The organism is Streptomyces sp. NPDC045968 (assembly GCF_056430475.1).
Window position 1 is genome coordinate 394,800 of sequence record NZ_JBWKLF010000005.1, and the last position, 12,826, is coordinate 407,625.

Here is a 12,826-nt window from a genome sequence, read left to right on the forward strand (position 1 = left end):
CCGCGTGGGCGGCGGGGGGTGTGAAGGTATGCCGCCGAGCGCACGCGGGCCCGCGCGCAACCACTGGCCCCGGCTCGGCTGGGTTTCCCTCCCTCCTCTTCGACGCTGGATCAGCCCCCGCCCTCGCCCCCCCCGCCCGCTACACCTTCCGTGCGGACGTCCAGTTCTGGCGGCGGAGGCTTTCGAAGCCGTCCAGGAGGAGGTCCAGGGCGAATTCGAACTCGAACTGGTCGTCGCAGCCGCCACCGACCGTGGAGCCCCCGTCGTGTGCGGCGGTCGCGGCCAGTTCCGCGATGTGGGGGTAGCGCGCCGCCAGCCCGGGGTCCGGTGGGCCGGAGGGGCCCGAGGTGTCGAACAGTTCCTGGCTGAAGCCGAGCAGGCGGCTGCCCATCGCGTGCATGACGTGGTGCGTGAGGTCGGCGGTGAGGCCGCCGGCCCGGAAGCTCCCGGCCATCGAGTCCAGGTAAGCCAGCACGGCCGGGGTGGGGCCGCTCCGCGACTCGATGACCCGGGCCGCCCAGGGGTGGCGCAGCAGGACCCGCCGGGCCGAGAGGATCCGCTCGCGGACCACGCGCTGCCAGTCGGCGCCCGTAGTCGGCGGGTCGATCTCGCCGACGACGGCGTCGGCCATGCCGTCGAGCAGCTCCTCCTTGTTGGCCACGTGCTTGTAGAGCGCCATCGGTACGACGTTCAGCTCCTGCGCGAGCCTGCGCATGCTGAGCGTGTCGATGCCGGTGGCGTCGGCGAGCGCGACGGCGGCGCGCAGGACGCGGTCCCTGTTCAGGGGGATCCGTTGCGTGTTCGTGGCTTCCTGCCGGGTCATTCCGGTTCGGCCCCTTCCTTCCTCGACAGTGCCCTCTCCTTGACGAGTGTACGTCGTACACCTAGGGTTGCTGGCAGGTGTACGGCGTACACCATCACCGATCGAGGGGTACGAGAAAAAGATGAGTCCGGACCGAAGAACCGCGGTGGCCGCCGGGTCACTGTTCCTGCTGACCGAGGCCGCCGCGATAGCCGGGGCGGTTCTGTACCGCCCCCTGCTGGGCGCGGCGGACGGCCGGCTGGCGCAGGGCGCCGACACGTGGGCGCTGCTCGGGGTGCTCTGCGAGGTGGTGCTGGTGGTGGCGGTGGCCGGTACCGGGGCGGCGCTGTTCCCCGTCCTACGGCGCCACGGCGAGGGGCTCGCGCTCGGGTACGCCTTCGGGCGGCTGCTGGAGGCGGCCGTCATCGCCCTCGGGATCGTCGCCGTCCTGGCGCTCGTCACCCTGCGGCGGGACGCGGGGACGGCGGCGGCCGGCGCCGACGTCGCGCTGGCGGCCGTGCACGAGTGGACGTTCCTGCTCGGGCCCAACATCGCCCTCGGCCTGAACACCGTCCTGCTTGCGTACCTGGCGTACCGCGCACGGCTCGTGCCGCGCTTCATCGCCGTGCTCGGGTTGGTCGGCGGGCCGCTGATCTGCGCGTCGGCCGTCGCCGTGATGTTCGGGGCCTACGAGCAGCTCTCCGTGGCGGGGTCGGCCGCCGCGCTCCCGGTGTTCGCCTGGGAGCTGGGGCTGGCCGGGTGGCTGATCGTCAGGGGGTTCGGGCCCGACTCAGGCGCGGCGTCCCGGGCAGACGGAGAAGCTGCTGATCCGACAGGTGTCCGTCGGTGAGGCCGACTGGAGGGCATGGGAGGCTCACCGGGATCAGGGTCCGGTGATGTGCCACCGGGTTCAGAGCTCCTTTACGCCGATTTCGATGTCCGCGTCCGGCACATCGTCGCCCAGCCGTTCTACTGAAGGCGGTGGTCGACAGCGAGATCGGGAAACCGTGCCGGGCTTCCTGCCGGTGACCAGGCATGGTGTGGTGATCGTCGACGTGAAACCGAACAGTTGGCGAGACAGCCTGGCTGTCCGGGTGACCAACGGGGCTGGACGCGAGAGCTGGTCGGAGCACGCGGTTGCGCTATGAGCTCTGGAGTGAGCCAACGCCGACGGAGTTGGCGAACCTACGCTTTCTGGCAGGGTATTGGCGAGGCTGGCTGTTCAGCTCGCGCCTCCTCAACGCTCTCGCGAGCGCGCCGTGGGGGGCATGCCGCTGGGACAAACAGCGCAACTCTTTCCCAATTTCACCTGACCGCAGGCGACGGCAGGGATTCACCAGCAGGATTCAGTAGCCACGGGCGTGAGGCTCTCATGCCGAATCTGTCCGGGCGACCGAGATATGTCCCGCCAGAGGCAGGCAGCCCTCGCAGCATGATCAGGATGAGACGATGTCGCCGTGGCTGATGCGTACTGCTGGTCGGGGTGATCGGCCGTCCAGTCACTCACCTGCCGCGACGGGCGCAGCCGTGCGAGCGGATAGCCGATTGCGAGCGCGGCGGCAGCGGTGACGACGGCGCCCATCACGGCCATCGGAACCGGACCGTGGGCAACTGTTCGATCCGTTCGGGAGTCAGCAGTTCGACCGAGCCTCCGTTCTGGACGAGTGCAAGCCCTACCTCGACGACCGCTGGGACGAGGGGCTGCACCAACGCCTGCCGCGGGTCGTCTTCTCGACACGCCTTCGGCGCGTCTCGGGCTTCTTCGCGCTCTCGATGGCGCGCACATGCTCGCGCTTGTGGCTGTACACAAGGTTGTCGTAGGCGGCGCGGGCGACGGGGTCGTCGTCCAGAGCCTGGGCGAAGTCCGCAGGCTCGACGACGACGCGCGGCTCGGTGTCGAGCTGCAACTCGACCTCGGCCTCCTCGCCGACCGCGACACCCGCGGCGTGCCGGTTGGCGTTGCTGAGGCCGAGCAGGTGGCGGCCTCGCGTGATGGCGACACGGCTCTTCCAGGAATGCCCGTTGATCGTGATCGTCACTGGCGGCCGTGCGCCCCCGCCGAGCGCTGCTACAACCTCGGGCGGAACTTCCAGGCCCCGCATGGGCTCGGGTGGCTCGACGTGGGCCCAAAACTTCATGATCTCTCTCCTGTTGTTCTGCCGGCTCGCCGCGGATCCGGTCCGCCCGGCTCCGATAACCGCTCCCACTTCCCACACCGGGACCATCGCCGTGTCCTGGAGGGCTGTGAGGCAGGGGATCGTGGCTACTCGGCGTAGGGCTGGTCGGTTCCCGGGGCGCTGTAGCCGAGACTCCAGATACAGCCATCCGGGTCGGCGAAGGTGCCGCCATACCCGCCCCACGGCAGAGCACCGGCGGACTTGAGGATCGTGGCCCCGGCCGTCTGGGCCTTTGCCATGATCTCCTCGACCCGTGCCTCACTGCGGACGACGTAGGTCAGAACCAGCCCGCTGAAACCACTGCTTCCTGGTCCGTGCCCGCCTGGTCGGCCAGACCCTCGCGACCGTAGAAGCCGACCGGCGAGGCGCCGTACGAGTCGAAGAACACCGAGATGCCGTAGTCATTCTTGATCCTCCCGATCGGTCTTCCCGGTCGAGGGTGGGCACAGGACGTAGCGAGAGGCGTGCGGGATATGAGCGTCAAGTTGAAGATGTCCGGTGCGGCAGCAGTCGTGAGGGTGGGGATCTGTGCCGGTCTACTCACCGGTTCGTCGGTCCATGCCGAGGAATCGGCGTAGAGCACGTTCACCAACTACGGGGACAAATGGAAAGGGCTCCTTGCGGGGAATTGACGCCCTGCCCGTCACTCATGCCGGGTCGTGTCGTTTTGATCGTGTTGGCTGACACGCTGCCAGGACGGGATGGTGACTGCGTTGGAGCAGACTGCGCATGGGCGGCGCGGGTGGTTGGCCGTCGGCTACGAGCGTTGCATCAGGGTCGCGTCGTGACGTCGAGCCAGCCAGTTCTTCGTATCCGGGATGTATGCAAGAGCTATCGCAGGGGCCCGGTCCTGCGTGGGGTGTCGCTGGATCTGACCCCGGGGCAGCTGGTGGGCATCGTGGGCGAGAACGGCGCGGGCAAGAGCACGCTGCTGCGCATCCTGGTGGGCGACCTGGCTCCGGACGCGGGTGTGGTGGAGTGCGTTGGGGTGGTGGGCAGTTGCCCTCAGGACGCTGTGCTGCACGGCGCGTATTCGGTCGAGCAGCATCTGCGGTTCTTCCAGGCGGCCTATGGCCTGGACAGTCTGGACCGGGCCTTCGAGTTGCTTGAACAGTTGAACTGCACGGGCTATCGGGGCGAGCGCCTTGAGGTGCTCAGCGGCGGCACCCGGCAGAAGCTCAACCTGGTCCTGGCGTTGATGCATGATCCGCAGGTGCTGCTTCTGGACGAGCCGTACCAGGGTTTCGACTGGGAGACCTATCTGCGGTTCTGGGATCTGGCGGCGACGCTGCGGGACCGGGGCTGTGCGGTGCTGGTGGTCTCCCATCTCGCTTACGATGCGGCTCGGCTGGACACGTTGTACCGCCTCGACGCGGGGGTTCTGAGCGAGATGGACGGGGCCGGAACGGGCGGGGTGTCGGTGTGAGGCGCTGGTGGTCGTGTTTCGGTACAGCGATGCGGTTCGCGATCGTCGAACAGGCCCGCAACAGGCTGGCGTTGCTCATCGTGATCCTGTTCGTACCGCTGTGGATGACGCTGACCTTCGAGGTCGTGGCCAGGGACCCGTTGCGGTTCTACGTCCGTCCGGTCGGCGCCTACCTGGTCATGGACGGCAACCTCCTGACCCAGGTGACCGGGGCGCTGCAGACCCTCGCGTTGGTGGTGGCGTTCATGATGTTCGTGGCCACGGCCCGCTCGGCGCTCTTCGACCGGCGTCTGGTGCAGGCCGGTTACCCGCGATCGTGCCTCGCGCTGGCGAAGTGCGCCTCGCTCGTCCTGGTGTCCGCCGTCGTCGCGGTGTACGCCACGGCGTGGGTGCATGTGTTCTGGCGGCCGGAGCAGCCCGTGGTGTTCGCCGCAGGATTGTTCACCGGCTCTCTGATCTACGGTGGTATCGGCATCGTCCTGGCGGCTGTGCTGCGCAGTGAGCTGGCGGGGATGTTCCTGGCGATCCTGATCAGCGCCATCGACCTGCTGCTGCAGAATCCCCTGATCAACCCGAACGCGGACAGCGTCCTCGTGCGATACCTGCCGGCTTACGGCGCGGTGCAGAGCTCGGTCGCGGCAGCGGAGCTGCAGGTGGTGCCCTGGAGCTGTCTGTTGCTGGGTGCCGGATGGGCTTTGGGGATGGCGGCCCTGGGCATGGCCGCCTTCGCTGTACGTACGCGCACTTTCTCCGGCTGCCGAGGCGGACCGGAAGGCGGCGACCGTCGTCGCGGAGACCTCCCTGTCACGGTGAAGGAAGCCGGCCGCCCTTCTCAGGTGCCGGTCACGCCCGTACTCCTCGCTGAAGGGCATCAGAGCTGTCCACCGGTGGATCATTGGCGTGTTCGATGGCCTGAAGCGCGGTCCGCCACAGGTCGGGGAGCAGCGGGCCGACGGGGGTCCCGGCGTGGTGGACGACGCTGAGTCTGGCTGTGTTCTGGTAGCTGATCAGGCAGGTGTAGCACTGGTCGGGCCCGAGGGTGTCGGTGACGCCGTAGGCGGCGCGGGCGGCGTTACCACGGTAGGTCAGAGGCCCGCCGAGCACGACATTGCTGGCGGTCAGGGGGTTTCCGAGTCGTCCGAACAGGCGCTTCGTGGCGCCGCCCGGGGTGAGCGCGGACAGCACTCGCAGGGCATCGTGCTGGCGCAGGCGCTTGTGGCGGGCGGTCTGCGCTGCGACCAGGCGCAGGGCCCGCAGGGGTGAGGGCTCGTCGCACGGCAGGACGACCCGCGCCAGGGCCATGCGGTTGCCGACCGCTCCTTCCTCGCCGGGCCGGCGGAAGGACATGGGCATGCCGGTGACCACCGGTGGATGCGCCACGTCGGACTGCTCGCCCCTCCATAGGTGTACGGCGTGCGCGAGCGCCGCGAGGTAGATGTCGTTGACGCTCACATGATGCGTGCGGGCCAGATCTCGCAGATACGTCAGGGCGACGTCGGCGTAACGCACCTTGCGGGTTGGCCCTTGGGGCGAGCTGAAGGCAGGAGTCGGCCGTGAGGCGCGTAGGAGGGCGATCTGCTGTGCCAGCGCACTGGTGAGCCCGGCCGCCGGGGGCCGCCTGGGCAGAGGCAGGGGCGGACCGGCTGTCGGGTTATCGTCGAGTAGGGCGAGCACAAGGGCGGCGACGCCGCCGTCGTAGAGGCCGTGGTCGCCGTGGAAGGCCAGGCTGTATTCGCCGGGACGGGGGATCAGCACGATGTTCCACGGCGGGCGGTCCTTGCCGGCTGGCGGTCCTTGGTTGAGGAGGAGTTCGGCCCCGACGTGGCTTGCGTCGCCGCCCGCGGACAGCACCCGGACGTGCCGGTCGATGTCGAGCCGGTCGCTCCATTCCGCGGTTCTTCCACCGTCGCCGATGCGGTAGCGGAGGGCGGGCAGGTGTTCGGCGCGCTCGGCGACGCGTGCGCGCAGCCCCTCTACGGAGGGGGCGGGGCCGTCGAAGTCGAACAGCGCCACGATGGGAACCGGCCGGCCGGCCGGCCCGGCGAGCAGCGCCTGGTCCGCCGCTCCCAGACGCACCGTGCGGGGCGGGTGGTCATCGCCTGCTGATGTGCGCCATGTCGGCATGTGGTCTCCGCTCGTACGTCTTCGATGATGGCTTGAGGGCCCTGACGGCGTTTGGCGAGGTGGCCGTTGGTTTGGTCCACAGCCCGCAGGGCGGTTGGTGGCGGGTCAGCCGGTCGTGACTGGTTCGCCTGCACCGTTGGGCCGGTGCTCCTGGCGTCGCTCCTCAAAGCGCCCGGCCCGTACCCGCAGTCGCTCAAGGTGCTCGGCCAGTGCTTCGCGGTGCGCCTCGCCCGCCGAGCTGAGGTCCGTGCGGTCCATGACCCGCAAGGCCCGCATGATCGGTGCGAGCACGGAGTCGAGGAACATCTGGGGGTCGTACCAGCCGGCCATGGCCAGACTCAGTGACATGGCGGCGAATCCTGGGATCGGCTGGCCGGGCATCCGGTAGTCGCACACCGCCCAGCGCAGCCCTTCCATCGCCTCGTCGGGGATCAGGTCGAAGATCTGCTCGTAGAGGTCGCGGTAGAAGACCATGTGCAGGTTCTCGTCCGCGGCGATCCGGCCGAACAGCTGCGCGCACACCGGCTCGGCGGTGTTGAGACCCGTGCTGCGGTGAGCGACCCGTGTTGCCAGTTCCTGGACCAGGACGTAGGCGATACCGCGCACTCCGCGTGGGAAGAAGCCAGGCATCGGCGTCGACATGTGCGTCATCCGTGCGCGTTCCAGGGCGACGGGGTCCACCGCCCGGGTCGCGTGGATGTAGGAGCGCAGCGCGATCGAGTGCCGGTCCTCCTCCGCCGTCCAGCGGTGCAGCCAGTTTCCCCAGGCGCCGTCGCGGCCCACGATGCTTGCCAGCTCGTGGTGGTAGGTGGGCAGGTTGTCCTCCGTCAGCAGGCTCAGCACCAGTGCCGAGCGTGCCAGGGGATCGAGTGCCGAGTGAGCGTCCTGCCACGGTGTCCCGTCCAGCGGTCCGTCGAAGTCGGTGCCCGCCCGCCAGGGGACGTACTGGTGGGGGAACCATTCCTTGGCGACCGTGAGGTGACGGTCCAACAGCCCGCCTACCACCGGCTCCATTTCCTCGATCCAGTTGAGGCCGCCTGGCGTTGCGCTGTGCAGGGAAGTGTTCATGGACGTCACTGGCTGCCTCGGCTGCCTTCAGGGTGGTCGGTGAGGTGGACCTGGGGTGCGCCGCGGCGGGCTCTGCTGCCGCGGGGGACGGTGACCGGTCGGGCCAGTCGCAGGCCGGGGAAGCGGTGGGCGAGTGCGGGCAGGACGGTGGCGAGTTCCTGGCGGGCGACCTGGGCGCCGATGCAGTAGTGCGCGCCCGCGCCGAAGACTGCGTGGTGGGAGGCCGCGGGGGGTGGCGTGGTGGCGAAGCGGGTGCTGCGGGTGTGGTGGTCGTTGTCGGGGGTGAGGAGGAGGTAGACGCTCTCGCCGGCCTGGATGGTGTGCGAGGCCAGTGTGGTCCGCTGGAAGGCGCCGCGCTGGGTCAAGCTGACGGGCGGGTGCGCGCACAGCAGGTTCTCGACGGCCGCGGCCGCGCGATCGGGGTTCTCGCGCAGTACCGCGGCCTGGTCGGGGTATTCAGCGAGGGCGGCGCCGGCGTAGGCGAGGGCGACGGCGGTCGTCTCGTGCGCAGCGAAGAACAACAGCGCGAGGGTCGCGGCGAGGGTCTCGTTGTCGGGGAGGTCGGCGGTGAGCCTGGGGTCAGTGAGCCAGGTGGAGATGCGGTCGTCGCCCGGGCGGGTGCGCAGGCGGTCGATGTGGGCGTGCCAGTAGGCGCGGATGTCGCTGGTGACACGGTCGGCGTCGTGGAGTTCGGCGTCGCTGGCGACGTTATGCGCGGCGGCGAAGCGATCGCTGAAGCCGGCCAGGAGCGGTGCGTCGTCCTCGGGCAGGCCGGCCCAGGCGCACATGACCTGTGAGGGCATGAGTCCGGCGACCAGGGTGGTGAAGTCGGCCTCGCCGCGGGCGTGGATGTCGTGTTCCAGCGCGTCGAGGCGTTCGCGGGTGATCCGCTCGATGTGCGGGGCAAGGGCGTTGACGGAGCGGGCGCCGAAGAGGCCATTGAGGGAGCGGCGCAGGTGGGTGTGGAAGGGCGGGTTGAGCAGCATCATCGAGCGGCACAGGAAGACGAGGCTTTCGTGGCGGCGCCAGCCGGGGGTGTGGGCGTCGCGCCATGCGGTGTCGCGCAGGTGGAAGACGGGGTCGGCCAGGACCTCGCGGACCAGCGCGGGGTCAGCGACCAGGACTCCTCCCCACAGGGTGGGCAGGACGGGGCCCAGGCGGCGCAGGGCCTCGTGGTGGGGGGCGGCGTCGACGGCGCGGTGCATGCGCATGAGGTGCCCGGTGGCGCGCATGGCGAGCGCCGTCGCGGGCGCGGTGGCGGTGGCGGTCACGTCAGGAGGCCGGCGTTCCTGCGGAGGCGTACAGCTCGGCGGCCTGGGCCAGGGTGGTGTCCTGGTCGGTGAGGGCGATGATGCGGCCGGTGGCGTTTTCGATCATGACGGCGAGTTCGGCGAGGGAGAGGGAGTCCATGTCGAGTTCGCGGAACGTCGTGTCGGGGCGGATCTTGGCGGGGTCCTGCTGGAAGTCCTCGATCAGCATGCGCGTCAGGGTCTCGTACACGGGGGCTCCTCGGTTCGTCTGTCGGATGTGTTGTGGCCGGTGCCGGGAAGGCAGCGGGTGAGGTCAGCGGCCGGATGCCGTCGCGGCGGGAATGGGTTGTGCGGCTGCGGTGAGGCGGAGGTTGTGGTGGAGGGCGTCGAGGATCACGGCGAGGGTGAGGGGCCGCGGCAGGTAGCGGTCGAGGTCCGAGGGGTAGGGCGGCTGCTGGGGGGCCTGGAGGGAGAGCTGCGCGAGGCGGCCCATGCCGGTGAAACGGGTACGGGTGCTGGTGGGGTCGGCGAGGATCGGGTCTCCGGCGGGCAGCCCCACTTCGGCGAGGAACTCGGTGCAGACCCTGGCGAGTTCGCCGGCGGTCAGCCGGGCCGGGCCGGCCATCGCCCAGTGCAGCCCCGTCGCGTCGTCCTCGCCGTTCAGCAGGGCGTCGGTCAGGGCGGACAGGTAGGCGACGAGTGTCTCCAGCGGGATGACGTCGCACCAGTGGTCGGGCGAGACGGGCAGGTTGCGGCCCTGGCCGCGCAGCAGGGCGCGGAACCAGATGTGCGGGAACTGGTGGGCGGGCGTGTCGATGCTGTTGCGGGGCGCGAACAGCGTGGGACAGCGGACGATGGCGACTGGGTGGGTACTGGCGGCGGCTTCCTCGGCACGGCGCTTGGACTGGGCGTAGGCGCGCAGGCTGCGGGCGGTGAGGTCGTCGCCTTCGACTTCCATCACGGCGGCCATGGAGGACAGCAGGAGCACCGGCGCCCCGGCAGCTCGGGCGAGCTCCATGATGCGGCGGGTGCCGTCCGCGTTGACCTCGTCGAAGGTGTCCAGGGTGTGCTGGGCGAAGTCGGTCTGGCCCCCGCAGTGCACGATCACATCGGTGTTGTGCGCCAGTTCGCGGTACTGGCCGGTGTCCAGGCCCAGTCGGTCGGCCGTCAGGTCCCCCGTCACGCAGGTGTGGGGGCCTTCTGGTTGGCGGCGGTGGATCAGTGCGATGACGTGGTGGCGGTCGGTAAGGGCGGTGATCAGGCGTGAGCCGATTACGCCGGTGGCGCCGGTGAGCAGGACGGTGGAGCGGGTATAGGGCACGGTGGTCTCTCTCGAGGCGGCGACGGTTAGGGTCGGGCGGCGGCGAGTTCGGCGACCGCGTTCTCCCACAGGCCGGCCAATTCGAGGACATGGCGGTCCTGTGCCCGGGCGGTGAAGCAGACAGTCGTCCGCGCCCCGTGGACGCACAGCCCGCTGGTGAACACGTGGTCGCCGTGCAGCGGGGGCAGTCCGGTGACGCCGGTGACCGGATCGCCGTCGAACACCAAAGGACGGCGAAACCGGATGGAGGTCGCTGTGGCGAGGGAGTCGTCGGCGTCGGAGAATGCTGAGAACTCCTCCAGCAGCATGCGGTCGGGCATACGGTCCTGGACCCGGCGGGTGCGCTCCCGGGCCGAGCGCCCCTTCCAGGCGGCGGTTCTCCCGGCGACCAGGGCAAGCCTCCGGCCGGCCGAGGGTTCGTCGACCGGCAGCAGAATCCGGGTATGTCCCGCATGGTTCCCCCGGTCCCGGCGATCGGAGGGCATCCGCACGCTGAACGGCATGCGCACCGCAACGGGACGGTCGCATCCGCCTGCCCCGAGCCACACGCGCAAGGCGCCCGCGAGAGCAGCGAGATACACGTCGTGGTCGCTGCAGCCCGCCTCGCGGGCGATCTCACGCAGCGCCGCCGCCGGAACATCCGCGACGGCCATCACTCGGTTGGCTCCGGCCGCCGCTGCGGTCCCCGGGCCGCTCGACGGCGGGATCACGGTCCCGGCAGGCTCGGCCGCCCCGAACAAACACTCCAGCGTGTGGACCATCGCCAGGCCGTCCTGGGCCGCGTGATGGACGCGGTAAACGAGCGAGTATCCGTCCTCGCCGTCGCTGTCGGGCAGCAGCCACAGGCCCCAACGCGGCCGGTCCACGGGGACTGGCAGGTTCACCGCCCACTCCCCGGCGGGCAGCGCCCCCGGGCCGTCGGCGACGTGGACGTGTGAGGCGATGTCGAAGCTGCCGAAGGGGGTCCACCGCTCCCGGCGCACCGGCCCGTCCAGGTGCTCGGCGAGAGCGGGCACCAGCGGAACCCGGGCCGCGGCCCAGGCCAGCAGACGCTCCCGTGTGGGCCTGCGGCCCCGCAACCGCAGCAGCGCCCCGATGACGTATCCATCGCGAGGGTGACGGCGTTCCCATTCGAGCATCACACGGTCCATGCCCGGCGCCAGCCCGCCCGCACCGTCCACGGCACCCGCCTCTGGCAAGACAGGTGCCGTGGACGGGGACCTGGTTGCCGTGTGCGGCTCCGTCATGGTGGCTGGGCCGCTTCCGTCGACACCATTCGTTCCCACTGCCGCTCCGCTCGCCGTCCGTTTGTGAACGCCACCACGGCCGCTCATACGTCACTCTGAGCAACGATCCTCGGGATGTTTGGTAATCGGCGGGTTGGGAGAAAATCCGGCGCCACCGGGCACGTCATGGTCTGCAGAAGGCCAGGACCACGTTGTGTCCCCCAAACCCGAAGGAATTACTCAGTGCAACGCCGATGGGCTGTTGTCGGACGGCCTTACCGACCAGGTTGAGGTCGAGGGCAGGGTCAGGGCTGTCGAGGTTGGCGGTGGGCGGGACGACGGAGTGCTGCACGCTCAGCACGGTCAGCACGGCCTCGACAGCACCGGCGGCCCCCAAGGAGTGGCCCAGAACTCCCTTGGCGGAGGTCACCAGAGGCCGGTGGGGCAGAACCTGGTTGATCACCCGGGACTCGACAACGTCGTTGAGGGGCGTAGCGGTGCCATGGGCGTTGACATGCTCCACATCCCGCGGCGCGAGTCCTGCGTCGTCCAGCGCCGCGCGTATCGCCCGGACCGCCCCGAGTCCCTCGGGATGAGGGGACGTCGGATGGTGGGCATCGGTCGTCATCCCGCAGCCCGCCAGCAGCGCGCGGGGCCGGTGCCCGCGTGCAGCCGCGTCATCCACGCGTTCCAGGACCAGGACACCGGCGGCCTCGGCCATCACGAAACCGTCGCGGTCGACGTCGAAGGGCCGGGACGCTGTGGTGGGGTCCTGAGCTCGGGACAGGGCACCCAGGTTCGCGAAACCGGTCGTCGTCAACGGGGTGTTCGGTGCCTCGGTCCCGCCGGCGATCACGATGTCGCAGCGGTTGGCCAGCAGGAGGTCGCGGGCGGTGGCGATCGCCGTCGCACCCGAAGCGCATGCGGTCGACGTCACCAGGCTGGGACCACGCGCACCGTGGGCCAGGGCGATCTCCCCAGCCACCATGTTCGGGATCAGCATCGGAATGAACAGCGGCGAGACGGTGCTCGCGCCGTGCTCCCGCAGCCGGGCATGCTGCTTCTCCCACGTGCCCACGCCGCCAATGCCGCACCCGATGACCACACCGACCCGGGCCCCGTCCCACGTCCCGGTGTCCAGCCCGGCGTCGTCCACGGCCTCGCGCGCAGCCAGCAACGCGAGCTGGGTGAACCGGTCCAGCCGGAGGACGTTGCGACGCCCTAACCTGCCTACATCCAACTCGGGAACCGAGCAACAGAATTCAACCGGGAGCCCGGCCAACTCGGGACTGACGGCCGCGGCAGTTGAAGCCCCTTCGCAGACCCTGTGCCAGGTCTCGTTCACGTCCGCCCCGGCGGGGGTGATCATCCCCACGCCGGTGACGGCGATCTGCGCGGCGCTCACAGCAAGCCCCCGGCCGGAGGAATTGTC

At 69.9% G+C, this 12,826-nt stretch carries 12 protein-coding genes; 2 read left to right on the top strand and 10 right to left on the bottom strand.

What is annotated here, in order from left to right; all coding sequences use genetic code 11:
* Positions 1-139: 139 nt before the first annotated feature.
* A complete protein-coding gene (locus AC07FA_RS17545; protein WP_479076406.1) occupies positions 140-823 on the bottom strand; it encodes a TetR/AcrR family transcriptional regulator in 684 nt (227 codons plus the stop codon).
* Between the two features lie 121 nt (positions 824-944).
* On the opposite strand from AC07FA_RS17545, the gene AC07FA_RS17550 reads away from it, so the two are divergent.
* Complete coding sequence (locus AC07FA_RS17550) at positions 945-1,652, top strand: DUF4386 domain-containing protein (RefSeq protein ID WP_479076407.1); 708 nt, start codon at positions 945-947, stop codon at positions 1,650-1,652.
* An 823-nt stretch (positions 1,653-2,475) separates the two neighbouring features.
* Here AC07FA_RS17550 and AC07FA_RS17555 read toward each other — a convergent pair.
* Both AC07FA_RS17555 and AC07FA_RS17560 read right to left on the bottom strand, forming a co-directional pair.
* Positions 2,476-2,940, bottom strand: a complete 465-nt coding sequence (locus AC07FA_RS17555) for a YdeI/OmpD-associated family protein (RefSeq protein ID WP_479076409.1) — start codon at positions 2,938-2,940, stop codon at positions 2,476-2,478.
* A 125-nt stretch (positions 2,941-3,065) separates the two neighbouring features.
* The gene (locus AC07FA_RS17560; protein ID WP_479076410.1) at positions 3,066-3,218 is read right to left on the bottom strand and encodes a hypothetical protein; all 153 of its coding nucleotides are present in this window, start codon (positions 3,216-3,218) and stop codon (positions 3,066-3,068) included.
* A 545-nt stretch (positions 3,219-3,763) separates the two neighbouring features.
* Here AC07FA_RS17560 and AC07FA_RS17565 point away from each other — a divergent pair.
* Entirely contained in the window at positions 3,764-4,405 is a 642-nt protein-coding gene (locus AC07FA_RS17565; RefSeq protein WP_479076411.1) for an ATP-binding cassette domain-containing protein, read from the top strand.
* A gap of 843 nt (positions 4,406-5,248) precedes the next feature.
* On the opposite strand, the gene AC07FA_RS17570 is transcribed toward AC07FA_RS17565, so the two are convergent.
* From AC07FA_RS17570 to AC07FA_RS17600, 7 genes are all read right to left on the bottom strand, one after another.
* On the bottom strand, positions 5,249-6,529 hold the full coding sequence (locus tag AC07FA_RS17570) for a WS/DGAT domain-containing protein (RefSeq protein WP_479076412.1): 1,281 nt from the start codon (positions 6,527-6,529) through the stop codon (positions 5,249-5,251).
* A gap of 105 nt (positions 6,530-6,634) precedes the next feature.
* On the bottom strand, positions 6,635-7,597 hold the full coding sequence (locus AC07FA_RS17575; protein WP_479076414.1) for an acyl-ACP desaturase: 963 nt from the start codon (positions 7,595-7,597) through the stop codon (positions 6,635-6,637).
* A gap of 5 nt (positions 7,598-7,602) precedes the next feature.
* Positions 7,603-8,868 (bottom strand): cytochrome P450, encoded by a 1,266-nt coding sequence (locus AC07FA_RS17580; RefSeq protein ID WP_479076416.1) that lies wholly within the window; start codon positions 8,866-8,868, stop codon positions 7,603-7,605.
* Between the two features lies 1 nt (position 8,869).
* On the bottom strand, positions 8,870-9,097 hold the full coding sequence (locus AC07FA_RS17585) for an acyl carrier protein (protein WP_479076418.1): 228 nt from the start codon (positions 9,095-9,097) through the stop codon (positions 8,870-8,872).
* Between the two features lie 63 nt (positions 9,098-9,160).
* On the bottom strand, positions 9,161-10,168 hold the full coding sequence (locus tag AC07FA_RS17590; protein WP_479076420.1) for an SDR family oxidoreductase: 1,008 nt from the start codon (positions 10,166-10,168) through the stop codon (positions 9,161-9,163).
* A gap of 26 nt (positions 10,169-10,194) precedes the next feature.
* Complete coding sequence (locus tag AC07FA_RS17595) at positions 10,195-11,349, bottom strand: hypothetical protein (RefSeq protein ID WP_479076422.1); 1,155 nt, start codon at positions 11,347-11,349, stop codon at positions 10,195-10,197.
* A gap of 229 nt (positions 11,350-11,578) precedes the next feature.
* Complete coding sequence (locus AC07FA_RS17600; protein WP_479076424.1) at positions 11,579-12,799, bottom strand: beta-ketoacyl-[acyl-carrier-protein] synthase family protein; 1,221 nt, start codon at positions 12,797-12,799, stop codon at positions 11,579-11,581.
* Between the last annotated feature and the right edge of the window lie 27 nt (positions 12,800-12,826).